Annotated in this window: 24 protein-coding genes, 1 tRNA gene and 1 riboswitch; of the genes, 8 read left to right on the top strand and 17 right to left on the bottom strand. The window is 60.6% G+C overall.

What is annotated here, in order from left to right; translation table 11 throughout:
- Positions 1–9: 9 nt before the first annotated feature.
- The 6 genes from E4Z66_RS17595 to E4Z66_RS17570 form a co-directional block, all read right to left on the bottom strand.
- The gene (locus tag E4Z66_RS17595) at positions 10–1,023 is read right to left on the bottom strand and encodes an ABC transporter ATP-binding protein (protein WP_136464366.1); all 1,014 of its coding nucleotides are present in this window, start codon (positions 1,021–1,023) and stop codon (positions 10–12) included.
- The gene (locus E4Z66_RS17590) at positions 1,020–2,060 is read right to left on the bottom strand and encodes an ABC transporter ATP-binding protein (protein ID WP_136464365.1); all 1,041 of its coding nucleotides are present in this window, start codon (positions 2,058–2,060) and stop codon (positions 1,020–1,022) included. Before E4Z66_RS17590 ends, E4Z66_RS17595 begins: the two co-directional genes overlap by 4 nt.
- Positions 2,061–2,062: 2 nt before the next feature.
- On the bottom strand, positions 2,063–2,968 hold the full coding sequence (locus E4Z66_RS17585; protein ID WP_211097186.1) for an ABC transporter permease: 906 nt from the start codon (positions 2,966–2,968) through the stop codon (positions 2,063–2,065).
- An 11-nt stretch (positions 2,969–2,979) separates the two neighbouring features.
- Entirely contained in the window at positions 2,980–3,927 is a 948-nt protein-coding gene (locus tag E4Z66_RS17580; protein WP_136464364.1) for an ABC transporter permease, read from the bottom strand.
- A gap of 86 nt (positions 3,928–4,013) precedes the next feature.
- On the bottom strand, positions 4,014–5,585 hold the full coding sequence (locus tag E4Z66_RS17575; protein ID WP_136464363.1) for an ABC transporter substrate-binding protein: 1,572 nt from the start codon (positions 5,583–5,585) through the stop codon (positions 4,014–4,016).
- A gap of 506 nt (positions 5,586–6,091) precedes the next feature.
- A complete protein-coding gene (locus E4Z66_RS17570) occupies positions 6,092–6,331 on the bottom strand; it encodes a DUF6356 family protein (protein WP_136464362.1) in 240 nt (79 codons plus the stop codon).
- Positions 6,332–6,444: 113 nt separating this feature from the next.
- On the opposite strand from E4Z66_RS17570, the gene E4Z66_RS17565 reads away from it, so the two are divergent.
- Positions 6,445–6,906 carry an Lrp/AsnC family transcriptional regulator gene (locus tag E4Z66_RS17565; protein ID WP_136464361.1) on the top strand — a complete coding sequence of 154 codons (462 nt, stop codon included), beginning with the start codon at positions 6,445–6,447 and terminating at the stop codon, positions 6,904–6,906.
- 59 nt (positions 6,907–6,965) lie between these two features.
- Here E4Z66_RS17565 and E4Z66_RS17560 read toward each other — a convergent pair.
- Positions 6,966–7,041, bottom strand: a tRNA-Lys gene (locus E4Z66_RS17560).
- A gap of 107 nt (positions 7,042–7,148) precedes the next feature.
- On the opposite strand from E4Z66_RS17560, the gene dapF reads away from it, so the two are divergent.
- Together dapF and mtaB are read left to right on the top strand one after the other, a co-directional pair.
- Entirely contained in the window at positions 7,149–7,973 is an 825-nt protein-coding gene (gene dapF / locus E4Z66_RS17555) for a diaminopimelate epimerase (RefSeq protein ID WP_246036069.1), read from the top strand.
- Entirely contained in the window at positions 7,970–9,220 is a 1,251-nt protein-coding gene (mtaB, locus tag E4Z66_RS17550; protein WP_136464471.1) for a tRNA (N(6)-L-threonylcarbamoyladenosine(37)-C(2))-methylthiotransferase MtaB, read from the top strand. Before dapF ends, mtaB begins: the two co-directional genes overlap by 4 nt.
- 194 nt (positions 9,221–9,414) lie before the next feature.
- On the opposite strand, the gene E4Z66_RS17545 is transcribed toward mtaB, so the two are convergent.
- From E4Z66_RS17545 to thiB, 8 genes are all read right to left on the bottom strand, one after another.
- Positions 9,415–10,224: a cytochrome c1 gene (locus E4Z66_RS17545; RefSeq protein WP_136464469.1), complete on the bottom strand. Its 810-nt coding sequence runs from the start codon at positions 10,222–10,224 to the stop codon at positions 9,415–9,417.
- Between the two features lie 16 nt (positions 10,225–10,240).
- Complete coding sequence (petB, locus tag E4Z66_RS17540) at positions 10,241–11,578, bottom strand: cytochrome b (protein WP_136464360.1); 1,338 nt, start codon at positions 11,576–11,578, stop codon at positions 10,241–10,243.
- 15 nt (positions 11,579–11,593) lie between these two features.
- Entirely contained in the window at positions 11,594–12,154 is a 561-nt protein-coding gene (petA, locus tag E4Z66_RS17535; RefSeq protein ID WP_136464359.1) for a ubiquinol-cytochrome c reductase iron-sulfur subunit, read from the bottom strand.
- Positions 12,155–12,313: 159 nt separating this feature from the next.
- Entirely contained in the window at positions 12,314–12,928 is a 615-nt protein-coding gene (locus E4Z66_RS17530) for a glutathione S-transferase (protein WP_136464358.1), read from the bottom strand.
- A 24-nt stretch (positions 12,929–12,952) separates the two neighbouring features.
- Positions 12,953–13,564: an FMN-binding negative transcriptional regulator gene (locus E4Z66_RS17525; protein WP_136464357.1), complete on the bottom strand. Its 612-nt coding sequence runs from the start codon at positions 13,562–13,564 to the stop codon at positions 12,953–12,955.
- A 25-nt stretch (positions 13,565–13,589) separates the two neighbouring features.
- Positions 13,590–14,279: a thiamine ABC transporter ATP-binding protein gene (locus E4Z66_RS17520; protein WP_136464356.1), complete on the bottom strand. Its 690-nt coding sequence runs from the start codon at positions 14,277–14,279 to the stop codon at positions 13,590–13,592.
- On the bottom strand, positions 14,272–15,801 hold the full coding sequence (locus E4Z66_RS17515) for a thiamine/thiamine pyrophosphate ABC transporter permease ThiP (RefSeq protein ID WP_136464355.1): 1,530 nt from the start codon (positions 15,799–15,801) through the stop codon (positions 14,272–14,274). The genes E4Z66_RS17520 and E4Z66_RS17515 overlap by 8 nt, the downstream gene beginning before the upstream one ends.
- Positions 15,777–16,751: a thiamine ABC transporter substrate binding subunit gene (thiB, locus tag E4Z66_RS17510; protein WP_136464354.1), complete on the bottom strand. Its 975-nt coding sequence runs from the start codon at positions 16,749–16,751 to the stop codon at positions 15,777–15,779. Before thiB ends, E4Z66_RS17515 begins: the two co-directional genes overlap by 25 nt.
- A 39-nt stretch (positions 16,752–16,790) precedes the next feature.
- Positions 16,791–16,890, bottom strand: a riboswitch (TPP riboswitch).
- A gap of 113 nt (positions 16,891–17,003) precedes the next feature.
- Between thiB and E4Z66_RS17505 the strand changes: the two genes are divergently transcribed.
- The 3 genes from E4Z66_RS17505 to E4Z66_RS17495 all read left to right on the top strand — a co-directional run bounded on the left by E4Z66_RS17505 (position 17,004) and on the right by E4Z66_RS17495 (position 20,130).
- Positions 17,004–17,684, top strand: a complete 681-nt coding sequence (locus E4Z66_RS17505; protein WP_136464353.1) for an NYN domain-containing protein — start codon at positions 17,004–17,006, stop codon at positions 17,682–17,684.
- A gap of 85 nt (positions 17,685–17,769) precedes the next feature.
- Positions 17,770–18,885 carry a chorismate synthase gene (gene aroC, locus E4Z66_RS17500; RefSeq protein ID WP_136464352.1) on the top strand — a complete coding sequence of 372 codons (1,116 nt, stop codon included), beginning with the start codon at positions 17,770–17,772 and terminating at the stop codon, positions 18,883–18,885.
- Between the two features lie 303 nt (positions 18,886–19,188).
- The gene (locus E4Z66_RS17495; RefSeq protein ID WP_136464351.1) at positions 19,189–20,130 is read left to right on the top strand and encodes a DMT family transporter; all 942 of its coding nucleotides are present in this window, start codon (positions 19,189–19,191) and stop codon (positions 20,128–20,130) included.
- Between the two features lie 14 nt (positions 20,131–20,144).
- Here the strand turns inward: E4Z66_RS17495 and E4Z66_RS17490 are convergent, their stop codons facing one another.
- Entirely contained in the window at positions 20,145–21,254 is a 1,110-nt protein-coding gene (locus E4Z66_RS17490; RefSeq protein WP_136464350.1) for a calcium-binding protein, read from the bottom strand.
- A gap of 208 nt (positions 21,255–21,462) precedes the next feature.
- Positions 21,463–22,332 (bottom strand): branched-chain amino acid aminotransferase, encoded by an 870-nt coding sequence (locus E4Z66_RS17485; protein WP_136464349.1) that lies wholly within the window; start codon positions 22,330–22,332, stop codon positions 21,463–21,465.
- Positions 22,333–22,495: 163 nt separating this feature from the next.
- On the opposite strand from E4Z66_RS17485, the gene E4Z66_RS17480 reads away from it, so the two are divergent.
- Together E4Z66_RS17480 and E4Z66_RS17475 are read left to right on the top strand one after the other, a co-directional pair.
- The gene (locus E4Z66_RS17480; RefSeq protein WP_136464348.1) at positions 22,496–23,008 is read left to right on the top strand and encodes a MarR family winged helix-turn-helix transcriptional regulator; all 513 of its coding nucleotides are present in this window, start codon (positions 22,496–22,498) and stop codon (positions 23,006–23,008) included.
- Positions 23,005–23,706 carry a response regulator gene (locus tag E4Z66_RS17475; RefSeq protein WP_136464347.1) on the top strand — a complete coding sequence of 234 codons (702 nt, stop codon included), beginning with the start codon at positions 23,005–23,007 and terminating at the stop codon, positions 23,704–23,706. The genes E4Z66_RS17480 and E4Z66_RS17475 overlap by 4 nt, the downstream gene beginning before the upstream one ends.
- Positions 23,707–23,720 lie beyond the last annotated feature (14 nt).

Genomic DNA, 23,720 nt, shown 5'->3' with positions numbered 1-23,720 from the left:
CCTGACGATTTACTGGGGCCGCTTGGGCCCGTGGATTTTCTCTAGGTTCCAGCAGCGCACGAAATGCCCGCTGGAGGTTTCTTCCAACTGCGGTTCAGGTGCCATGCGACACTTGTCCGTCACATGTGCGCAGCGGCTTTGAAACCGGCACCCTTCGGGCAGATTGGCCGGGTCCGGCAGGTCGCCCTGCAACAAGATGCGATTGCGGGCGGCATGGGGATCGGGCAGCGGCAAAGCCGACAGCAGCGCCATCGAATACGGGTGTTGCGGGTTGGCGTAGAATTCTTCGTTCTCGGCCAGTTCGACGATCTGCCCCATATACATCACCGCGATCCGGTCCGCCGCGTGCTGAATGACGCTGAGATCGTGGCTGATGAACAGATAGGTCAGGTCCAGACGATCCTGCAATTCGGCCAGCAGGTTGATGATCTGCGCCTGAATAGAGACATCCAGGGCCGATACGGGCTCATCCAGGATCAAAAGCTTGGGATCCAACGCCAAAGCACGCGCAATGCCGATGCGCTGGCGCTGGCCGCCCGAAAATTCATGCGGATACCTGTCGGCGAATTCCGCGCGCAGCCCCACGGTTTGCAGCAGATCCATGACCTTGGCACGCCGGGTGCGGCTGTTTCCGACCTTTTGGATGACCAGCGGCTCTTCGATCAGCGAAAAGGCGGTCATACGCGGGTTCAACGAGGCTGAGGGATCCTGAAAAACGCTTTGAATATCGGCCCGCAAGGCCAGCAGGCGGCGGCGATCCAGATGAAGGATATCGGTGTCCTTAAATAGAACTTCCCCGGACGTGGCGGGCATCAGGCGGGCCAGCACACGGCCAAGCGTTGATTTCCCGCAGCCGCTTTCACCCACCAGGCCCAGCGTTTCACCGGCACGGATGTCAAAGGTAATGCCATCCACGGCGCGCAGCTTGCCCGACTTGCCGGAAAGAAGGCCATCGCTGACGTCGAAATACCGCTTCAGATCCCGGACCTGAAGGATCGGTTTTGCTGTCTGTGTCTGGGTCATTTGGGCGGCTCCGGGTGATGCAGCCAGCAGCGCACCTTCCGGGCGCTGTCGGGCATGCGTTGCAGGGGAGGTTCGGCCTTGCCACAGGGCGCATGGGCCGCAGGGCAGCGGTCGCGGAACCGGCACCCGGTCGGCAGATGAAGCAGGTTCGGTACGATCCCGGGAATCGCTTTCAGCGCGCTGCCGCGCGAATGACCGCGCGGGATGCTGTTCAGCAGGCCTTGGGTATAGGGATGCAGTGGTTCGTCGAAAAGTTCGCCGACGTCTGCCTCTTCCATGACGACACCCGCATACATCACCGCCACTTTCTGCGCCATTTCCGCAATGACGCCCAGATCATGGGTAATCAACATGACCGCCGCGCCATCTTCTTCCTTGAGCTGCACCATCAGATCGAGGATTTGCGCCTGCACCGTCACATCCAGCGCTGTCGTTGGTTCATCCGCCAGCAGCAGTTTCGGCGCACAGGCCATGGCCATCGCGATCATCACGCGCTGCCGCATACCCCCGGAAAGCTGGTGCGGAAACTCGCTCACACGTTTCCGGGGCGAAGCGATCCCGACCCTTTCCAGCAATTCGGCGGCGCGTTCTGTCGCCTCGGCCTTGGACATGTTGCGATGCAGTCTCAGCGCCTCCGCGATTTGCCAACCGACCCGGAACACCGGGTTGAGAGAGGTCATCGGCTCCTGAAAGATCATGGAGATCATGTCACCGCGAATCTTGCGCATTTCGCTTGCGGATTTCGTCAGCAACTCGCCGTGGTTCTGAAACCGGATCGATCCGCCGGACACACGCCCCGGCGCACGGATCAGCCCCAGGATCGACAAGGCTGTCACCGACTTTCCAGAACCGCTTTCGCCGACAATGCCCAGCACCTCACCCGCCGTCATCGACATCGACACCCCGTCGACCGCGCGCAAGGTTCCCGCGTGCGTGGCAAATTCAGTGCTGAGGTTTTCCACCTCTAGAAGCGGGACGGTTTCAGTGCCCGTTTCGGACGCGGAGATGGTTGGTTGTGGTGTGGCAAGAACTGTCATGGTCATTCCCTCATGCGCGGGTCGAGCGCATCGCGCAGCCCGTCGCCCAACAGGTTGAACCCCAATACCGTCAGGAAGATCGCCAGACCCGGCAGGTAAGAGGTATGCGGCGCGGCGGAAAGATACTGCCGCCCACTGGCCAGCATCGTTCCCCAATCAGATGTCGGCGGCTGCACCCCAAGGCCAAGGAAGGACAGCGCCGCCGCGGCAGTGATCATGAAGCCAAGATTGATTGTCGTCGCGACGACCAGCGTGGATAGCGAATTTACAAGGATATGGCGGAACAGGACCCGAAGATGCCCGGCCCCCATCCCCTTCGCCGCCAAGACGAAATCGGACTCGCGCAGCGACAAGGTCGACCCGCGAATGATGCGCGCAAAGAACGGCACGTTCACCAAGGCGATGGCCAACATCCCGTTCAGCAGGCCCGGCCCCAAAATCGCGATTACCGTCAAGGCCAGCAGGAAGTAGGGAAAGGCCATCAAAACGTCGATACCGCGCGAAATGACCGTATCCGTCCAGCCAAGGAAATAGCCGCTGACCAGCCCCAGCACCGTCCCGACCACCATCGCGATCAGTGTCGCCGCAAGCGAAACGGTCAAAGTGATCCGTGCGCCCCAGAACAGCCGGGACAGGATATCGCGCCCCAACTCATCGGCCCCAAGCCACCGCCCCGGCGACCCGATGGGCGCAAGCCGTTGCGAGGTATCGACAGCATCCGGGTCTTGCAAAGGCAGGAACGGTGCGCTGATCGCCATGAACACCGCAATAAGCACCAAGGCGCCCCCGACCAGTGACAGGCGGTTCTTGCTAAGCCGGGCAAGCAGCGACTGGCGGGCGAGCGGTTCGATCACCTCTGGCGTCGCGATAGCATCGTCCATCGGCGTATCCGTCATTGTATCACGCATTACGGGCCCCCTCACGAATAGCGGATGCGGGGATCGATCCACGCATAGATCAGATCGACAGCGAGGTTGATGAACACAAAGCTCATCGCGATCAAAAGCACCCCGCCCTGCACCGTCGGATAGTCCCGCGCCTGAATGGCACGCACCATCATTTGCCCCAATCCGGGCCAGGAGAAGACCGCCTCTGTGATCACGGAACCGCCCAGGAGGTAGCCGATCTGCATCCCCAGAACGGTCACGATGGTGATGGCCGCATTGCGCAAGGCATGGACCCAGACGACACCGCGTTCGCTGACGCCCTTCGCACGGGCGGTTCGGATGAAATCCTGCTGGATCACTTCCAGCATGGCAGAGCGTGTCATGCGCGCGAGGATCGCGGCGGACACGGCCCCCAGGGTAATTGCCGGCATCACAAGGTGCCGCAACAGGTCAAAAAAATCGCCGCCGCGCGCCGGGTACATGCCGGAGGATGGCAGCACCTGCATCCCCATCGCAAAGATCAGAATGCCCGCGATCCCCGTGAAGAAGGTCGGCATACTCAAACCCGCAAGCGCGACCAACATGGCCGTGGAATCGAAAGCGGTCTGATGAAAAACGGCGGCAAGGATACCTATCCCGATCCCGAAGATGACCGCGAATACCAGCGCGCCCGCCGTCAGGATGGCGGTATTCTTGAACCGCTTGAGAATTTCGGGCAGCACCGCGCGGTTCAACACGACAGAGCGGCCAAAATCCCCCTGCAAGATACGTCCGGCCCACGCGCCGTATTGCACAACCAAGGGCCGATCCAACCCCATATCGCTGCGCAGTTCGGCCACGGCCTCTGGCGTTGCGTCAGGCCCAAGCAGCAGATCGGCCGGATCGCCCGGGGCCAAATGCAGCATGGAAAAGACCAGCACCGAAATACCAAACAGCACCGGTATCGTCTGTGCCAACCTTTTCAGCAGATAGTTCCGCATCAGATGTCCTTAATATTTCGGGAAGGGGAAGACGGGCGGCGCGCGGCCGCCCAATCTGTCGCTGATCAAACGATCGGCCTCGCCGATTACTCCTCGAAGGTCGCGTATTCGACGATCAGATCGAAATCCGGCGACACGAGGAAGTTCTTCAGCTTGGCGGTATGCGCGACGATCTGCGAGCCGTGATTCACGAAGATCCAGGGCGCATCTTCCGCGATCAATGTCTGCGCTTCGAGATACATCTCGCGCCGCGCATCCGGGTCACTGATCTTTTGCGCGCCAGACACCAGTTCATCGACCCGCTCGTTCTTGTACGACCCCGCGTTCCAGCCCGGCGGGAAGTTGGACGAGTTCAACAGGTTGTTCAGCACGATATCGGGGTCGCCAATTGGCGGGTTCCAGGACATCTGCGCCATTTGCGGATGTTCCCGATACGCCTTGAGATACGCGCCCCACTCCATCGTCTGGATGCTGCAATTGATTCCGACCGCTGCCAGATTGGCCTGGATCAGCGTGCCCATTTCGATGGGTGCCTGCATCCCGGACCCGCTTTCAGGGACCATGAACTCGCAATTGCCAAACCCATCCGCATGGCCCGCTTCGGCCAGCAAGGCCCGCGCTTTTTCCGGGTCATAGGGGTATTTCTTCACATCCGTGTTCTGTAGCGCCCCATAAGCCGCAGAAAGCGGACCGGACGATACGGATGCGGTGCCCTGAAGGATGTCCTTCACGATCCCTTCTTTATCCACCGCATAGTTCATCGCCTGTCTGACCAGAACGTTGTCGAATGGCGGATCCGACAATTGCGTGTTCAGCGCGACGAACCAGACATGGGCACTGTCGCCCAATTGCAGTTCGACATCCGGGTTTTCCTTGATGGATTCGAGGCTGTCGAAGGGGACATCGACGGTCAAATCAATCTCGCCCGTGGTCAACGCGCTGAGGCGCGCGGCAGGTTCCACAATGGGGATATAGATCAGGTTCTCGATCTCGGGTGTGGCCCCCCAATAATCAGGATTGACGGCCAAAGTCGTGCGAATGCCCGGCTCCCATTCTTCCAGCATGTACGGGCCTGTTCCCGAAGGATACTGCCCCACGTCATCGCCGTATTTCTTCAGGGCCGTCGGGCTGATGATTCGCATCGTCATCCCCACGGTCCGCGCAAGGAACGGGCCGCTGGGATTTTTGAGCGTAATCTTGACCGTCAGATCATCGATCACCTCGATCTTGTCGATCGGCCCCAGATATGACGGCGCGCCACGGTAGGTGAGCGACCCATGCGCCGGGTGATTTTCGTCGATCTGGCGTTCGAAACTGTATTTCACGGCCTCCGCATTGAAATCGGTGCCATCGTGAAATTTCACGCCGGGACGCAGTTTGAATGTATACTCCAACTCGTCTTCGGAAATTTCCCAACTTTCAGCCAATCGCGGCTCAAGATCGTATGTCCCGTATTTCAGGCCGACGAGTCCCTCGTACAGCCTGCGCGCAACACGGGACGTATTCAGGTCACTGATTTGCGTTGGATCGAATGTGACGGGTTCGGCCTGCAAGCCAACGACGATCGTGTCATCATCACTGGCGTATGCGGAATGCGCCAGCCCGATTGCCATCGCGGATGCAAGCAGCGATCCCATGGTAGATTTGCGGAATTTCACTTTGATTTAGCCCCTCTGCGAACATGAGTCTGTCAGGTGAATTAACCGCGCATATCGGGAGGATTGCGCCCGTCACACGGCTAAAGCTGTACAGAAACATTCGGTGCCGCATGGGCTTCTGGTCAATGAAATAACGAATTTTTTCAAATATTTATATGACTTCGCCTGATTTTCGGGCAGTCGGTTGTGTTGGCTGCGAAGACACAATTTATGGGCGAAGTGACGCCTCTGACCAGGGGGGCAGATCCCCGCCAAAGCGAAGGAATTGGCGGGCCGGCCATGGCGGTCGAAGCGGTCGCGGGCCGCGGCTTGCGGCGCAGATTTCAGCGCTTGGGCTGTGTCGCAGCGCTTGCCTGTATCGTCAGAAAACGACGGGCAGGCACATGTGCAAATCGGCCCGTCGCCAACGCACCCGGCGAACCAACGGCAATAGCCCCGCCCGATGCGCACCGCGTCATCGCCAGCGGCGCGTTTGGGTCAACATATGCGGCGGGCCGGAACATGATTTAGTGCCGCGCGGTCAGCATCGCGCGCAGCGCGTGCACCTTGCGGCTCGCGGTTGTCTCGAACAGCGGCGGGATCAACGCATGAATCAGGGCGGCAAATGCGGCCCCGAACAGGCTCATCGAGAAACGGAAGGCAAAGCGCGCGTGCTGCCAGTAGGTCTCATCGACCGAAGCCGGGTGATCCTTGAACGCTTTGAAGAAGCCGGAAAGCGCATCAGATGAATTGGGTTTGGTTGACACGTTCGTCCGCGTGAGTGGTGGAAGCGATATTCGTTCGAAAATCTCACGTGTCTTGGCAAAATTTATCCCAATATTGTTGACGTATCCGAATATTACGGGATTTTATCCCAACCATGGATGTAAAGATTGACGAAATAGACCGCCGCATACTCCGCGCACTTCAGCGCGACGCCAGTCTGGCGATTGATGCCCTAGCGGAGATTGTCCACCTGTCCCGCAATGCTTGTTGGCGCCGGGTGAAAAGGCTGGAATCGGACGGGGTCATTGCCAAACGGGTCGCCCTGCTGAACCCGGAAGCGATCGGCTTGGATCTGGCCGTGTTCGTATTGGTACGCACCAACCGGCACGATGAGGAGTGGCTGAAACTGTTCGACAAGGCGGTGCGCGACTTGCCGGAAATCACCGGCGCACATCGTATGTCCGGCGATCTGGACTATGTGCTGCGCGTCCGGGTGAGTTCGGTCGGCGCATACGACCAGTTCTATAAGCGTCTGATCGCTCGCGTGCCCCTGTCGGACATTTCGGCCTGCTTCGTAATGGATGACATCAAGGATACGACCGAATTCCCGCTTTAGCGTTCCCAGCGACGCCAACGCCACCAACCCCAAGCAGGGAAAGGAAATTCGGTGATCAGTGGTGAGCCGTGCAGGATTCGAACCTGCGACCCACTGATTAAAAGTCAGTTGCTCTACCAACTGAGCTAACGGCCCACTAGGGGGGCTATCTAGAAAGGTCCGCGCCGGGGGTCAAGCGCAAATCTGACTGTTTTTTAGAGTCGTGCTGGATTCATTCCGGGTGCGAGGTTATATGCCCCGCCATGCAGGAAAACTTCACCTCCGGTCTGCCCTTTATGAAGATGCACGGGCTTGGGAACGACTTCGTCGTCATTGACGAGCGTGCTCATGGGCCTGTCGTGTCTGAAACCTTGGCAATTGCCATGGCCGACCGGCACAAGGGAATCGGATTCGACCAGCTTGTTGCGGTGCAGGATGACGTGTCTGCCGACCTTCGGCTGGTGTTTTACAACGCCGATGGCAGCACCGCGGGAGCCTGCGGAAATGCGACGCGTTGTATCGCAGGCTGGGAGATGGCGCGCCGGGGCGACTCGGCCGCGCTGACCATTCGCACTGAACGCGGCGTGCTGGGCGCCGTGGATGCGGGCGCTGGGCTGATCGAGGTCAATATGGGGCACCCCCTGCTGGACTGGGCCGACGTCCCGCTTGCCCGCGAAATGGATACGCTGGAATTGCCGGTCGATGGTGCGCCGACGGCCACAGGCATGGGCAATCCCCATTGCACCTTTTTCGTGCCGGATGCAGAGGCCGTCGACCTTGCCAGTTTTGGCCCCGGTATCGAACACCATCCGCTCTTTCCTGAGCGGACCAATGTGCAGGTCGCGCAAATCATCGGACCTGACCACATCCGCATGCGGGTCTGGGAGCGCGGCGTGGGCGTAACGCTTGCGTCTGGCTCCTCAAGCTGCGCTACAGCCGTTGCAGCCGCGCGGCGCGGGCTTACAGGGCGCGCTGTGACCATCGATCTGGATGGCGGGCAGCTCAAGGTGGATTGGCAGGAGACGGGCGTGCGGATGACGGGCGCATGGGCGCATGTCTTCGACGGCACATGGTACGGCGCGCGATGACGGACGCGCCGAAATTTTCGAACCACGGGTGCCGGCTCAACGCGTACGAGACCGAGGCGATGAAGGATCTTGCCGAACAGGCCGGGCTTGAGAACGCCGTGATCGTGAACACCTGCGCTGTCACATCCGAGGCTGTTCGCAAGGCCCGCAAGGACATCCGCCGCCTGCGGCGTGAGAACCCCAATGCACGTGTGATCGTGACCGGCTGCGCCGCGCAGATCGACCCGGACAGTTTCGCAGCGATGGAGGAAGTCGACGCGGTCATCGGCAATACCGAAAAGATGCAGGCAGGCACGTGGTCCGCGCTGGCAGGCGATTTCGGTACAGAGCCGGTGCGCGTGGATGACATCATGTCCGTCACGGAAACCGCCGGGCATCTGATCGACGGCTTCGGCACCCGCAGCCGTGCCTATGTGCAGGTCCAGAACGGGTGCGATCACCGTTGCACCTTCTGCATCATCCCCTATGGTCGGGGCAATTCGCGCTCTGTCCCTGCGGGGGTCGTTGTGGATCAGATCAAGCGGCTTGTGGACAAAGGTTTTAACGAGGTCGTTCTGACCGGCGTGGACCTGACAAGCTGGGGTGCCGATCTGCCAGGGGAACCAAAGCTTGGCGATCTGGTCATGCGCATCCTGAAGCTGGTGCCAGACCTGCCACGGCTGCGCATTTCATCCATCGACTCGATCGAGGTCGACGAAAACCTCATGCAGGCCATCGCGACGGAATCACGCTTGATGCCGCATCTGCACCTGTCGCTACAACATGGCGACGACCTGATCCTAAAGCGGATGAAGCGTCGCCACCTGCGGGATGATGCGATCCGCTTCGCTGAAGAGGCGCGGCGCGTACGGCCGGAAATGACCTTTGGTGCGGATATCATCGCAGGCTTCCCGACAGAGACGGATGCCCATTTCAAAAACTCGCTGAAGCTTGTGCAGGAATGTGACCTGACATGGTTGCATGTGTTTCCCTACTCCCCGCGTCCCGGCACGCCCGCCGCGCGTATGCCGCAGGTGGACGGGACGCATATCCGCGAACGGGCCGCGCAGTTGCGTCAGATCGGTGATGCGCAGGTGCGCAAGCATCTGAAGGCGCAGATCGGGGCAACGCATCGCGTGTTGATGGAAAACCCGCATATGGGCCGGACAGAGCAGTTCACAGAAGTCACCTTCGATACCGCTGGCCCCGAAGGTCAAATCGTCAGCGCGACCATCTCTGGGATCGACGGCACACGCCTGACTGCGTGACGAGGCCACTGTGCGGGCTAGACCACCCGTGTGCCGGTGAAACGGTACGAGAGGCCGCCGCACGGACCCGATACCACCATCCATTGTCCAACTGCCAAGCAGAAGCGAAACCGCCCGCGCCGAGGCAACGAAAAACCCCCGCAGCTTGCGCCACGGGGGTGTTTTCAGGTCAATCAGATCGCCTGTAAGGCGTATCAGTCTTTGCCTTTGATCGGCGCCCAAAGGCGCTTGTTCACAAGGTACAGCAGAACCGACAGCACTGTCAGGAAGATGACGCCGACGAAGCCAGCTTGCTTGCGCGCCATCATCTTCGGCTCAGCCGTCCACATCAGGAAGGCCGCGACATCGGCAGCTTCGTGGTGCAGGTCGTTCGAGTGGCCATCGGCAAACTCGACATCCTCACCGTAAAGCGGCGGCGCCATCGAAATCCAGCCACCGGGGAATGCGGTGTTCTCATAAAGAACCGTACCCGCTTCTTCCTTTTCTTCACCGGTATAGCCCGTCAGCAGCGACGCGATATATTCCGCGCCACCCATGCCTTTGAACAGCTGGTTGATCCCAAGACCGTAAGGCCCGTGGAACCCGGCACGCCCCTTTGCCATCAGGCTCAGATCCGGCGCACCCGCCGAATTGACCGCCGGGAAGTGATCCGTTTCCGTCACGGCACGCAGTTCGCCGGCTTCCGGGTCATAGAGGTGGTAGTTCGCATCCTCGTCCAGAACCGTGATGTTGGCCGCATAGGCCCGCACCTGATCCTCGGGCAGCGCAGGGCCACCCTCATCGGCCAGTGTCCGGATCGGGACATAGCGCAGACCGTGGCACGCGGAACAAACCTCGGTGTAGATCTGCAGACCGCGCTGAAGCTGGTTCTGGTCATAGGCACCGAACGGACCCTCGAACGAGAACTTGAAATTCTCGATATGGGCCTCTTCCCCTCCGGCGGCATACGCGCCGGAGACCAGACCAAGGGTCAGACCCGCGGCAAGAGCAAGTTTCTTGAACATCATTGTCTCGCTGTCCTTATTCTGCGGGTTGCGTGGCGGCACTGCTATCCGACTTCGGATAGTGCGCGGCGAAATCTTCTTCGATCGTGGCGGGCTGTTGCTCCGGCTTCTCGATCACGCCCAGAAGGGGCAGGATGACCAGGAAGTAGACGAACCAATAAGTCGCACCGATCAGAGAGATCGTGGAATACGGCGGTTCCGCCGGCATTGCGCCTGCCCACATCAGAACGATGAAGTCGACGACCAGCAGGGCAAACCACCATTTGAACATCGGGCGATACCGACCGGAGCGCACGCGGGATGTATCCAGCCAAGGTGCCAGAGCCATCACGATGATCGCGCCGAACATGGCAGCCACACCGAAGAACTTCGCGTCGACGATGCCCCCGGTCAGGAAGCTGACCAGCTGCACGGCCCACACATCAGCGGTGAACGCACGCAGGATCGCGTAGAACGGCAGGAAGTACCATTCCGGAACGATGTGCGCCGGTGTCACCAGCGGGTTCGCTTCGATGTAGTTGTCCGGGTGGCCAAGGTAGTTCGGCATGAAGCCGACGATGGCAAAGAACACCACAAGAATAACCGCCAGTGCGAACAGATCCTTAATCACGAAATACGGCCAGAACGGAACCGTATCCTTCGCTGCGTCTTCCTTGGACGTGCGGCGGACCTCAACCCCGGTGGGGTTGTTGTTGCCTGTCGTGTGGAAGGCCCAGATGTGCAGCGCAACCAGCGCGGCAATCACGAAGGGCAGCAGGTAGTGCAGCGAGAAGAACCGGTTCAGCGTCGCGTTGTCGACAGCCGGTCCACCCAGCAGCCATGTCTGGATGCCTTCCCCGATGAACGGGATCGCACCGAACAGGCCGGTAATCACGGTCGCGCCCCAGAAGGACATCTGACCCCAAGGCAGAACATAGCCCATGAACGCGGTGCCCATCATCATCAGATAGATCAGCATACCGATGATCCATGTCACCTCACGCGGCGCCTTGTACGATCCGTAGTACAGACCACGGAACAGGTGCGCGTAAACGGCGACAAAGAACAACGAAGCGCCGTTCATGTGCAGGTATCGAATGAAGTGACCACCATTCACGTCGCGCATGATGTGTTCGATCGACGCGAAAGCGTAATCCACATGCGGCGTGTAGTGCATCACCAGAACGATGCCGGTGACGATCTGCAACGCAAGGCAGAAGGTCAGGATGATGCCCCAGATCCACATCCAGTTCAGGTTCTTGGGCGTGGGGATCATCAATGTGTCATACAGAAGACCGACAATCGGCAAACGGCTATGCAGCCACTTTTCGCCAGAGCTATTCGGTTCGTAATGGTCGTGCGGAATTCCAGCCATGTCTCTCCGTCTCCCTTAACCGAGCTTGATCGTAGATTCGTCTTCGAAAACCGCGACCGGAACCGGCAGGTTTTCAGGGGCGGGCCCTTTGCGGATACGACCCGAACTGTCGTAGTGCGACCCGTGGCACGGGCAGAACCAGCCGTGGAAGTCACCAGCGCCGTTCCCAAGCGGAACGCAGCCAAGGTGCGTACACACACCCATCATCACCAGCCATTCGCCGGATTCGTCCATCGCGCGGTTCTCGTCCGCCGCCGGAGCGGGGCCGATATTCTCGTTCCGGGCGTCCTGATCGGGCAGTTCGCTCAGATCGACGGCGCGCGCTTCCTCAATCTCGGATTCGGTACGACGACGGATGAAGACCGGCTTACCCAGCCATTTCACCGTAACCTGTGTCCCCGGTGCGATACCCGACGTATCCACGCGAATCGAGCTAAGCGCCCGCACATCCGCAGAGGGGTTCATCTGGTTGACCAAGGGCCATACCGCGGCACCAACGGTTACCGCACCGGCACCTGCGGCCGCGTAATACAGGAAGTCCCTGCGTTCACTGTCGTGATCTTCTGTCTGCGACACGCGAATACTCCATTCAGCTGGCATCTACTGGCCCGAACGGCCTCACAGACCACGCAAAACGCAGTCCGACTCTGCGCGCTTTTAGCGAGGCACGTATCGGACGTCCAGTATTCAACGCGGTCATGAAGTCGCAGGGTTTCCCGCAAGCCACGCAGGCCGTTACATTCCTTCGGGTGGAACCGTCGCTAGCATCGATGGTCGCTGAGCAAATTCGGCGTACCATTTGGCCAGCGCATCGCAGCCTTTACGCCAATTTCGCGCGTCATGGCGGAAGTCCACATAGCCCAGCGCACAGGCCACGGCGATCTGCCCCATATCCAGCGGGCCGTTCAGATGCCCCATCCAGCGCGAATCCAACGCGGCGCAGGCAGACGCGATCTTGGTCCATTGCGCCTCGACCCAGTCATCCCAACGCGCCTCTTCGGGGCGAAGCTTGCCTTCATAGGTCATCAGCAGCGCCGCATCGAGGATTCCGTCCGCCGTCGCCTCCAGCGTCATGATCTCAAAGCGACGACTGCCCGAGGCATACAGCCCGGCCTGCGCACGATCATCGAAGAACGCGCAAATCACCCGGCTGTCATAAAGCGTCGGGCCATCTGCCCGCGTCAAAGCGGGAATTTTCATCAGCGGGTTTTGCGCCGCCAACCCGGACAGGGGATTCGTCGGCTTGGTGGACCCTTCGATCAGGGTGACATCGTCCAGCTGCCCGGTCTCGTGCAGGGTGATCATGACCTTGCGCACATATGGCGATGTCGGCGAGTAATAAAGTTGCATCGATTGGTCCTCCTGCGCGCCACCCTAGGCGTCACGCATCCGCGCGGCAAGTTCCCGCAGCGCCATGCCAATGCCCTGCGTCGCCATACGGTCTGCGGCCCGCAGTCGCGCCGCGTCCGGTTTGTTCTGGTTTAGCTTCCAAGTCCCGTCGATATGTTCGATCCGCATTCGGCAGGGAACGATTGCCCGCATCATCTTGTCCAGAACCTCCGGCGTCATCTTGTCCGACGTCCACGACGTCTTGGGCAGTAGTTTCTGCTCAAAGAACGCGGTTTGGCGATCGATCACACCGCGCAATTCCTCCGCAGCGCGCCGTTCCAGTGTCCCGCGCAGATGCACCGCGACATAGTTCCATGTCGGAACCTGATCGGGCAACTCGTACCAGTCGGGACTGACATAACCATCGGGCCCATTGACCGCGATCACCGCCGGTTGCGGCGCGGACAGCACCCGTGCAATCGGATTGGAACGGACGAGATGCAACCAGACATCCGCACCGTCCACAAGGAACGGCACATGGCTGACCAGCGGCCCGCCCTCCGCGCTGTTCACACAAAGAACGCCAAAGGCGCGATCCGCCGCGAAGGCAAGATTGCCCGCATCATCCTGTGTATGGAACGCTTGATTGGGATGCATGTCCCGCCCTCCCCCGTGGCGCTGCCTAGCCGATATAGTCCCGCAAAGCCTGCGGCGGGCGCGCAAAGAAGTCCTCCACCGGGGCAGGCACGGATGCAACCCCGCCATCGACGAAACTGACCAAGCCTGCAAGCGCCCGTGCCTCTTCGGGGTTATGCGTCACCATGATCACACTGGCCGACACCTTGGCGGCGACCTCTACCACAAGGCGCAGCATATCCGTCCGCTGCGCTGGCCCCAGGGCCGAAAACGGCTCATCCAGCAGCATGACCGGGCGGGCCATCACCAGCAGCCGGGCAATCGCCGCGCGGCTTTGCTGCCCGCCGGACAACTCTGCCGGTTTGCGCGCCTCCAGCCCGGCAAGCCCGACCTGCCCCAGCGCATCCGCGACCCGCGCGCGCTCTGCCGCAGTCAGTTTCAACGAAGGGCGCAGGCCAAGGCCGACATTCTGCGCCACGGTCAGATGCGGAAAAAGGTTATGATCCTGAAACAGCATCGCCACAGGCCGGTGCTGCGGCACGGGGGGCAACGCCTGACCGTCGGCCCGAACCGTTCCTGACACCTGATCGGCGAACCCGGCTATTCCCGCAAGCAGCGTCGATTTCCCGGCACCCGACGGCCCCAACACCGCGCAACGCGCCCCGGCATCAAGTGCCCAATCGGCGGCCAGCCGAAACCCACCATTTCCAAACACACATCCGTCAAGCTCAAGCACCGCGCCGCCCCCAATGATCAAACACCCAGAACAGCGAAAAACTGCACAGCGTCAGCAACAACGACGCGCTTGCCGCCGCCTCCACCCGATAGGCCGCAAGCAGCTGTTCGATCTGCAAGGGCAACGTCCCCCGCGCCGGATCGGCAAACAGCGCGATCACGCCAAGATCGCCCATCGACAACGCAGCGCCAAGGCCCAAGGCAAAGCCCAAGGGCCGCCGCAACCGGGGCAACAGCACGATCCGCCAAAGCCGCGCGCCGCGCAGACCCAGCGAAGCGGCCAAGCGGCCATGCGCATCGACCGCCTGCCGAAGCCCCGGCACCAAAATCCGCAGCGCAAATGGCAGCGCCATCACCGCGTTCACGATAACCGTCACCAGCAACGCCATGGCCTGCGGGTCGGCAATCGGAAAGATGACGATGAACAGACCCGTCCCGATCATCAGCGGCGAGGTCGCAAGCCCCAGAAAGCCAATCGCCTCAACCGCATTATGGCGCAGGCTTAGCGTGGCAATCGGCAGCGCAAGCAGCATCAAAAGCGCCGCGCTGCTTAATGCGACGATCAGCGACCGCAGCGTGGCCCACCAAACGGCGTCCGGCATCGAAAACAAGCCCGACGCGCCCTGCCCCAGAACCGCAAGCATCGGCAGCAAAAGAAACGCCGCACCCAGAAGAATGACTGGCATATCCCATGCCGACCGATCCCAGCGCGCCACGACCCTGTCCAACCCCTGCCCCGGATCGTGCAATGGCAACAGCCGGAACAGCGCCAGACATGCACCCAGCGCGACGACGATTTGCACCAGCGACAACAGCGCCGCACGGCCCAGATCGAATTCGAAGCGGAAGGCCTGATAAATCGCTAATTCGATCGTCGTGGCGCGCGGCCCACCGCCCAGGATCAGCGCCACCGCAAAGGATGTCAGGCAGATCACAAAGACCAGTCCCGCCGCACCGGGCAAAACCCGCGACAGCATCGGCAACTCCAGATGCCGGAACAGATCGCGTTTGGTGAAACGAAGCTGCGCGGCCAAGCGGAACTCTTCCGCCGGAATGTCCTGCCAACCTTGCAGCAAAAGCCGCGTTGCCAGCGGTACGTTGAAGAACACATGCGCCAGAACGACGCCCTGAATGCCGTAGATCGACACTGGCTCCAACCCCGTTGCGGCAAGCGCCGTATTCACCCAGCCATTACGTCCGAAAATCGCCAAAAGGCCCATGACCGCAACGATCACGGGCAGCAGGAACGGCGCACCAAGCAGCGTAATCAGCCAACGCCGCCCCGGAAAATCACGCCGCGCCAGGGCGCGCGCCAACGGCACGGCAAGCCCGGCGGAGATCAGCGCCGACAGCGCGGCCTGCACCACCGTGAACCGGATCGCGGCCCAATCGGCAGGGCCAAGGCCACGCCCCGGCTCTGCCCGCAAGATCACCGCGCCCAGCGCCACCAGCACCAGCGCCAAGGCGGCAATCACCGCCAAGGCACCGGGCCACCGGCTTAGTTGGAGAGCGCGCCAAGCCACTCGGTCAGCGCCTCATCCCGCAGATTGGCCGCGTCCTCGGCGGAAAGCAGCAATGCCTTGCCCGGTTGCACCAGCGTGTCGAACCCTTCTGGCAACCCACCTTCGGGCGTCACAGCGGGGTACATCCAGTTGGTCGTCGGGATCACGCTTTGAAAGGCGTCCGTCACCATGAAGGCAAGGAACTGATCGGCAAGATCGGACTGGTCAGAGGCCGCCAGTTTCGCAGCGACTTCCACTTGCAGGTAATGGCCTTCTTCGAACGCGGCCGCCGCTTTGGACGGGTCTTCTTCGGCAATGAGGTGATAGGCGGGCGAGGTCGTATAGCTCAGCACCATGTCGGCTTCGCCTTCCAGAAACAGCCCATAGGCTTCGGACCAGCCCTTGGTCACGGTCAGCACGTTGTCGGACAGACTGTCCCAGATGCCGGGCGCTTCATCGCCATAGGCCGCCTTGACCCACATCAGCAGCCCCAGACCGGGGGTGGAAGAGCGCGGATCCTGAATCACGACCTTCAGATCGCTTTGCGCCAAGTCCTTGAAGCTGACCGGAGCGTTCAGATCGGCGTTGTGAACAAAGGCGAAATAGCCCCAATCATACGGAACGAACGTGTCATCGGACCATTCGATCGGCAGATCGAAACTGGCGTCGACCGCATGCGGCGCGAACAGGCCGGTTTCCTTTGCCGCTGCCGTCAGATTGGTATCAAGGCCCAGCACGATATCTGCGTCGGACCGCGCGCCTTCCAGGCGCAACCGCGCCAGCAGCGCCGCCCCGTCACCGGCGCCGACGAATTGCAGATCGCAGCCGCAGGTTTCCTCAAACGCTTTCTCGATCGCCGGGCCGGGGCCCCAGTCGGAAACGAAACTGTCATAGGTATAGATCGTCAGCACAGGCGTTTCCGCTGCCGCCGCGCCCGCCAGAAGGGCCGTTCCAATTGCGAGGTATTTCATGTCTCTCTCCATGTCGTATGGCGAGAGGTCAGATATGGATCACATGTCCGATACCTTCCCTCCGCCGGTTCTAACCGGTTCAGGTTCAACGGGTTCGCGCGACGCATCTCAGCCTTGGAAGGCACCCCGAGGTAGCTGCGCTTGTAAGGCGCACCCCAGGCCGTGGCAAGGGCCACCAAACTCCCAAGGAAGGTCATTCTTCCGCCAAGTTTCAGGGCGAAGATTTGGCGGACGTGACACCAAGGTGGTCAAATGACGGCGCGAACAGCACTTTACGTGGATGGGGACAATCTGGGCGCGGGATACGGGCCGCAGATCCTGGAACTGGCGCGCCAAGCGGGCCGGCTGGATATCGCGCGCGTCTATGCGGATTTCGGGAAAACCTGCGGGTGGAACAATGTGCCGGGGGTGCGTACCTGCCATGCCGGAACGGGCAAGAACGCATCTGACCTTCTGCTGGCAGTAGATGCGATGCAGTTCGCGCATACTGCCGGGATCACGACCCATGTCATCGCAACGTCGGATGGGGATTTCTCGCATCTGGCCCTGCGCCTGCGCGAAATCGGTCATACCGTCATCGGCATCGGAGAGGCCAAGGCCCCGGACAAGCTGACTGCAGCCTGTTCGACCTTTCATAAGCTTGCTGCAAAGACGCGGCCCCCCTGCGCCCAAACCCGCACGGGCGAAGACATTACCCAGATGGATCAGCACATCCGCGCGATCATCGCCGCCGGAAGCCAAGAGGGCCGCGGCCTCGAACTTCAGAAAATGGCGCAGAAGATGCAGCGCCAACACGGGATCAAGCTCTCCGACCTGACGGTCCGCACGTGGCGATCCTATCTCAGCGCCCGCCCCACATTATACGAGCTTGATCCTCCCGGACCGGGCGCAAAGGTGCGATTCAAACAGAACGGCTTCAACGGGGCGACGTGATCGGCCCCACCGCGCAACACGCATCACCCTTCACATCGCGCCCGTCCCCGCGTATGTCCTGCGCCGACCTGAACGGAGCCAGCGCATGAGCCTCAACACTTTCGGACATCTCTTCCGCGTTACGACCTGGGGCGAAAGCCACGGTCCGGCTTTGGGTGCGACGGTCGATGGCTGCCCGCCCGGTGTCGCCGTGGATGAGGCCATGCTGCAAACATGGCTCGACAAGCGCAAACCGGGACAGAACAAATACACTACGCAGCGGCGTGAGCCTGATCAGGTGAAAATCCTGTCTGGCGTTTTCGAGGGCCAAACCACCGGCACCTCTGTCCAGTTGATGATCGAAAACACCGATCAGCGGTCCAAGGACTACGGCGACATCATGGACAAGTTCCGTCCCGGTCACGCCGATATCACCTATTGGCAGAAATACGGCATCCGTGACTATCGCGGCGGCGGTCGGTCCTCTGCCCGCGAAACCGCCGCGCGTGTGGCCGCAGGTGGCCTGGCCCGCGCCGTGCTTCATACCCTTGCCCCCCAGATCGAAATCAAGGGCTACATGACCCGTATGGGCGCGCATGAAATCGACCGTAGCCGGTTCGACTGGGATCAGATCGACCAGAATCCGTTCTGGACCCCGGACGCAGAGGCGGCGAATACATGGGCCGACTACCTTGACGGGCTGCGCAAATCCGGATCTTCCGTCGGGGCGATCATCGAAGTCGTTGCGCGCTCTGTCCCTGCAGGGCTGGGCGCGCCGATCTATGGCAAGCTGGACACGGACCTTGCCGCCGCCATGATGTCGATCAATGCGGTGAAGGGGGTCGAAATCGGCGAAGGCATGTCCGCCGCGATGCTGACCGGCGAGGCCAATGCCGACGAAATCTTCATGGGCAACGATGGCAAGCCTGTCTATTCGTCCAACCACGCGGGCGGCATCCTTGGCGGTATATCCACCGGTCAGGACGTTGTGGTGCGTTTTGCGGTAAAGCCCACATCGTCGATCCTGCAAACCCGCAAGACGATCACCAAGACCGGCGAAGCGGCAGAGATCATCACCAAGGGTCGCCATGATCCTTGCGTCGGCATCCGCGCTGTTCCGGTGGGCGAAGCAATGATGGCCTGCGTTCTTCTGGACCACATTCTGCTGCACCGGGGACAGGTCGGCGGCGCGGTTGGTGAAACACGCGGCCATATCGGCTGATCCCGCCACCGGCGGGCGGCTTTGAAACAAGTCGCCGCCAATTATCACGTTCACGTGCCGCCTGAAGATTTCAGCCGCGCCCTGCTGCGGTGCGTGTTAACCTTGGGTCAACGCTGAAAGGAGGCGTATCATGCGACATTACTCTATTCGCCTTGCGGCACTGACTTTGGCAATCGCGGTCGGACTGATGGTTTGCCCCACTTGCGAGAACCCGACGCAAAAGGCCAAAGCGGCTGAAATTTCTGTCGAAATAGGCTGATAGCGCCCTTGCGGCGCGGCGGAAATCACGCAAGTGTCGCCGCGATGGCACAGCCTGCAATCTCCAACAATCCCAGCTTTGCCATTACTCTCAAGTTAATGGCCGTGTTTCTGTTCATGGTGATGGCGGCGATGATCAAGGTCGCCACCCAGAACGTCCCATCGGGCGAGGCTGTGTTCTTCCGCTCTCTCTTTGCGATCCCGGTGATCACCTTCTGGATCTGGCAGCGCGGCGAACTGCGCGAAGGCCTCGTACCGAAGAACCTGATGGGCCATGTCTGGCGTGGGTTGTTCGGAACCTCGGCCATGGCGCTGAACTTCGCCGGGCTGGGCCTGCTGCCGCTGCCTGAAGTCACGGCCATCGGATATGCCACACCGATCTTCACCGTCATTCTGGCGGCGGTAATGCTGAACGAGCGTATTCGCCTTGTCCGTATCTCTGCGGTGGCGCTTGGACTGATCGGCGTGATGATCGTCATGTGGCCCCGTCTTAGCGTGTCGGACCTGACCAATGCCGCGACAATCGGTGCCTTGATGGTTCTGGGGTCATCCATTCTGCGGGCTTTGGTGCAGGTCCATGTTCGGCAGCTTGTCCGAACCGAACACACCGCCGCCATCGTCTTTTGGTTCTCGGTCACGGCCACGGTGCTGTCGCTGCTGACACTCCCCTTCGGCTGGGTCGTGCCCAAAATCAGCGATCTGGCCTTGTTGATTGGTGCCGGGGTGATCGGCGGCGTGGCGCAAATTCTTGTCACCTCGTCCTACCGGTTCGGTGCGGCGTCGATGCTGGCGCCGTTCGACTATGCTTCGATGCTGTTTGCGATTGTGATTGGCTGGGTCGTCTTCGCGGAGCTTCCAACTGCGGCCATGCTGCTGGGTGGTTGCCTTGTCATTGCGGGCGGCGCGCTGATCATCTGGCGTGAACGGCAGCTTGGTCTGAAAGGCGGCCGGGCCAGAGCACGCTCTGTCACCGATCCCAAGGCCTGAGCCACCGCCGCGCGTTAGACAAGGCGCATCCTGATGCCGTCATAGGCCCCGTATCGGTCGAAGCGCAGGTAGAGTTCCGGCGAAATATCCGCCGTCCCCTCAAAGCTGGCCACAAGCGTGTTGTCGACAAAGACGTGGCTGTCGCCATCCGCCGTGACGGTATCCAGCAAAGCGTTCAGCGGCGCGGTCCATTCCTCTGGCGCATCACTATAGGTGTCGTAATCGGGCACTGACGGCAGAACGCTGTTCGGGATCAGGTTTTCGACATCCATGAAAAAGCGGTCTTCCCCCGGCGTGAAGTCGGTAAAGATCACCGGCCCCAATTCCGCAAAGCTGTGATCGTAGATCGCCGTAACAAGATCGTCGCCCGCGCCCAGCGTGACGATATCCCCGTTATCCACATCTTCGACACGGTCGTTACCGTCACCCGCATCGACAATGTCCAAATACCCATCGGCTGCACCCGACTGGTCCCAATGGCCCGAATATTCCAACGGGATCGCATTGGCGTCGATGAAATCGTCACCCGCACCGCCAAGCAGACGCGCCGCGCCATCGACGCTAAGCAGGCTGTCATCGCCATCCCCGCCCGAAACCGACGCGCCGCTGCCGAAGGCCACGATCACTTCGTCGCTGGTGCCGCCTTCGACCTCTCCTGCACCAGTGACCGATATCCCGACGAAACCCGAACGCGCAACATCTGACCCGATCACGGTGTCACCTTCCCCGGCAAAGATCAGCCCGCCTTCAAGGTTGGTCGCATCCACGCTGTCCTGCCCGTCACCCGTATGCAGAATCACCTGCCCGCTGACGATGGTGAAGGCGTCATCCCCCGCGCCGCCATCCACCTGCGCAACCGCGATATCCTCGGTGTAATATCGCAGGTCTTCGCCGTCATAAGCGGCGTAATCGACATCTGCTGCGTTCGGGATCGGGCCGGGATTGATGATGAAGGAATCGTTACCTTCGGTGCCTGCCATCTGCTCCAGATTGCTCAGGACGTTATAATCCTCCCCGACAGGCTCATCGCCGTCGGTGGGAGTCTCGTCGTCATGGTCAGAGGAGTCGGACACCAAAGTCGCCCCCGCCACGGCCATCACGGAAAGAAGCAGCAGTTCCAGCATAATCTCATCAATTCGCTACCTTCGGGTGTATTGTGCCCGTTTTCTGCTGAATGGGAAGAATATGCTTAATTCATTGTTAACGGCGAAGCGGGAATGCCCGGGCGTGGCCGTTTCATCACGGTGCAAAGCGCCCCGCAATAGCGCGTAAAGCGCCTGTCAGATCGGGGGAAGGCCGCCCGCGTGATCCCCACGAAGGCGGCCCGAATTCTTAGCTGCGGACAAGCTTTTCGTAGCTTTCCGACATCTCCCGCGTCAGCGCACCGACTTCGAAGTTATAGTCGCCGATTTGCCCCACCGGAGTCACTTCCGCCGCCGTGCCGGTCAACCAGCACTGTTCGAAGCTTTCCATTTCTTCGGGCATGATGACTCGCTCATGCACCTTCACCTGCCGGTCCTGAAGCATCCCGATCACGGTTTGACGTGTCAGACCATTCAGGAAGCAATCGGGCTTGGGCGTATGCACCTCGCCGTCCTTCACGAAAAAGATGTTGGCCCCGGTCGCCTCGGCAACATAACCGCGATAATCCATGAACAACGCGTCGGAGCATCCCTTCGCCTCTGCCGCGTGCTTGGACGTGGTGCAGATCATGTAAAGGCCGGATGCCTTAGCGTGCACCGGGATCGTTTCCGGGCTGGGGCGCTTCCACTTGGCGATATCCAGCTTGGCGCCTTTGAACTTGGCGTCGCCATAGTAGCTGCCCCATTCCCACGCCGCGATGGCCAGATTGACAGGGTTTCGCGCCGCCGCGACGCCCATATCCTCACCCGCGCCGCGCCATGCCACCGCACGCACATATGCGTCGGTGAAGCCATTGGCGGTCAGCACTTCCTGCTTGGCCGCTTCGATCTCGTCGACGGTCCACGGGATCTGGAAATCCAATTCGCCGGCCGAAAAGTGCAGGCGTTCGGAATGCTGGCGGCTTAGGAAAATCTTGCCGTTATAGGCACGCTCGCCTTCGAATACGGAGGACGCGTAGTGCAAAGCATGGGTCAGGACGTGGACCTGTGCGGAACGCCAGTCCACCATCTGGCCATTCATCCAGATCTTGCCATCGCGGTCATCATATGCGCCTGCCATCAGTCTCTCCTCATCACGGCTTGCTTTTTCAATAATTGCGCAACTACGTCCAGTGTGGACATTATATTACACAAAACCTGCGATTCGATACTGGTTCGGTCTTGGAATGTCAACAAGGCTGACTTATAGTGGCACAAATATTGATCACAAAGGACATGAAACAATGTCTGATGGGGCACGGGCGGGCACCTCTTCCGGAGAGAGTCTTCTTTATCTGACCGACGAACAATTGCGGCAGGGCATCGAGGCGATGTTCTTCGCGTATCGTGGATTCACGGCGGATCCGGACCGTATACTTGGGGATATGTCCTATGGCCGGGCGCATCACCGCGCGATCCACTTCATCAACCGCGCACCGGGCACAACGGTGAACAACTTGCTGAACATCCTTGGCGTTACCAAGCAATCCCTGAACCGGGTGCTGCGCACGCTGATCGCGGATGGTCTGGTTGAAAGCAGGGTCGGCAAGACCGACAAACGCGAACGGCACTTGCACCTGACGGACAAGGGCCGCGCGCTGGAGGGCACCTTGTCCGACGCCCAGCGCGCCCGAATGCGCGCCGCCTTCCGCGAAGCCGGACCCGAGGCGGTCAGCGGATTTCGCACCGTCCTCGAAGCGATGATGGACCCGGAAATGCGACGTGCCTATGCCAAACTCAGGGAGAGCGGAGCATGATCGACCTCGACCCGCATGTGCTGATCATCGACGATGACGAACGCATTCGCGTACTGCTTCAGAAATTTCTCAAGCGGAACGGATTTCTTGTCACGACCGCGCGCGATGCCAGCCACGCCCGACGGATTTTGTCCGGCCTCGATTTCGACATGGTGATTTGCGACGTGATGATGCCGGGCGAAGACGGGATCAGCTTTACCGCCGACTTCCGGAAGACAAAGGAAACGCCGATCCTGTTGCTGACTGCGAAGGGCGAGACCGAAGACCGGATTACCGGGCTAGAGGCCGGGGCCGACGACTATCTGGCCAAGCCGTTCGAGCCGAAGGAACTTCTTTTGCGGATGAATGCCATTCTCCGCCGCGTCCCTGAAACCGTTCCCGAACCGGCAAAGCCGAAGGTGCTATCGCTTGGTCCGATCCAATACGACATGGAACGCGGCGAGATGTGGCAGGGTGAAAATATCGTCCGTCTGACGGCGACCGAAACGCAACTGATGCGCATCTTTTCGCTGCAAGTGGGCGAGGCGTTGTCGCGCAGCGAACTGGTCGAAAAGCTGGGGCGTGATCGCGGGCAGGCGCAGGAACGCGCCGTAGACGTGCAGATCACACGTTTGCGCCGCAAGATAGAAGACAACCCCAAGCAGCCGCGCTATCTGCAAACGGTGCGCGGTGCGGGCTATATGCTGACCGTGGACTAACACCTGACAGGAGG

The organism is Aliishimia ponticola, from assembly GCF_004803475.1.
GTDB lineage: Bacteria > Pseudomonadota > Alphaproteobacteria > Rhodobacterales > Rhodobacteraceae > Aliishimia > Aliishimia ponticola.
Note: the sequence above shows the minus strand (reverse complement) of the source record. Positions and strands in the feature narration are given on the sequence as shown.

Excerpts from the sequence above, each read along its gene's own strand:
- E4Z66_RS17525 (WP_136464357.1), bottom strand. The coding sequence starts at position 13,564 with ATGCATCCCAATCAAGCGTTCCATACACAGGATGATGCGGGCAATCTT.
- E4Z66_RS17505 (WP_136464353.1), top strand. The coding sequence starts at position 17,004 with ATGACGGCGCGAACAGCACTTTACGTGGATGGGGACAATCTGGGCGCG.
- thiB (WP_136464354.1), bottom strand. The coding sequence starts at position 16,751 with ATGAAATACCTCGCAATTGGAACGGCCCTTCTGGCGGGCGCGGCGGCA.
- E4Z66_RS17495 (WP_136464351.1), top strand. The coding sequence starts at position 19,189 with ATGGCACAGCCTGCAATCTCCAACAATCCCAGCTTTGCCATTACTCTC.
- E4Z66_RS17585 (WP_211097186.1), bottom strand. The coding sequence starts at position 2,968 with ATGCGTGATACAATGACGGATACGCCGATGGACGATGCTATCGCGACG.
- mtaB (WP_136464471.1), top strand. The coding sequence starts at position 7,970 with ATGACGGACGCGCCGAAATTTTCGAACCACGGGTGCCGGCTCAACGCG.
- E4Z66_RS17545 (WP_136464469.1), bottom strand. The coding sequence starts at position 10,224 with ATGTTCAAGAAACTTGCTCTTGCCGCGGGTCTGACCCTTGGTCTGGTC.
- dapF (WP_246036069.1), top strand. The coding sequence starts at position 7,149 with ATGCAGGAAAACTTCACCTCCGGTCTGCCCTTTATGAAGATGCACGGG.
- E4Z66_RS17480 (WP_136464348.1), top strand. The coding sequence starts at position 22,496 with ATGTCTGATGGGGCACGGGCGGGCACCTCTTCCGGAGAGAGTCTTCTT.
- aroC (WP_136464352.1), top strand. The coding sequence starts at position 17,770 with ATGAGCCTCAACACTTTCGGACATCTCTTCCGCGTTACGACCTGGGGC.
- E4Z66_RS17580 (WP_136464364.1), bottom strand. The coding sequence starts at position 3,927 with ATGCGGAACTATCTGCTGAAAAGGTTGGCACAGACGATACCGGTGCTG.
- E4Z66_RS17485 (WP_136464349.1), bottom strand. The coding sequence starts at position 22,332 with ATGGCAGGCGCATATGATGACCGCGATGGCAAGATCTGGATGAATGGC.
- E4Z66_RS17565 (WP_136464361.1), top strand. The coding sequence starts at position 6,445 with ATGGATGTAAAGATTGACGAAATAGACCGCCGCATACTCCGCGCACTT.
- E4Z66_RS17490 (WP_136464350.1), bottom strand. The coding sequence starts at position 21,254 with ATGCTGGAACTGCTGCTTCTTTCCGTGATGGCCGTGGCGGGGGCGACT.
- E4Z66_RS17475 (WP_136464347.1), top strand. The coding sequence starts at position 23,005 with ATGATCGACCTCGACCCGCATGTGCTGATCATCGACGATGACGAACGC.
- E4Z66_RS17590 (WP_136464365.1), bottom strand. The coding sequence starts at position 2,060 with ATGACAGTTCTTGCCACACCACAACCAACCATCTCCGCGTCCGAAACG.
- petB (WP_136464360.1), bottom strand. The coding sequence starts at position 11,578 with ATGGCTGGAATTCCGCACGACCATTACGAACCGAATAGCTCTGGCGAA.
- E4Z66_RS17530 (WP_136464358.1), bottom strand. The coding sequence starts at position 12,928 with ATGCAACTTTATTACTCGCCGACATCGCCATATGTGCGCAAGGTCATG.
- E4Z66_RS17595 (WP_136464366.1), bottom strand. The coding sequence starts at position 1,023 with ATGACCCAGACACAGACAGCAAAACCGATCCTTCAGGTCCGGGATCTG.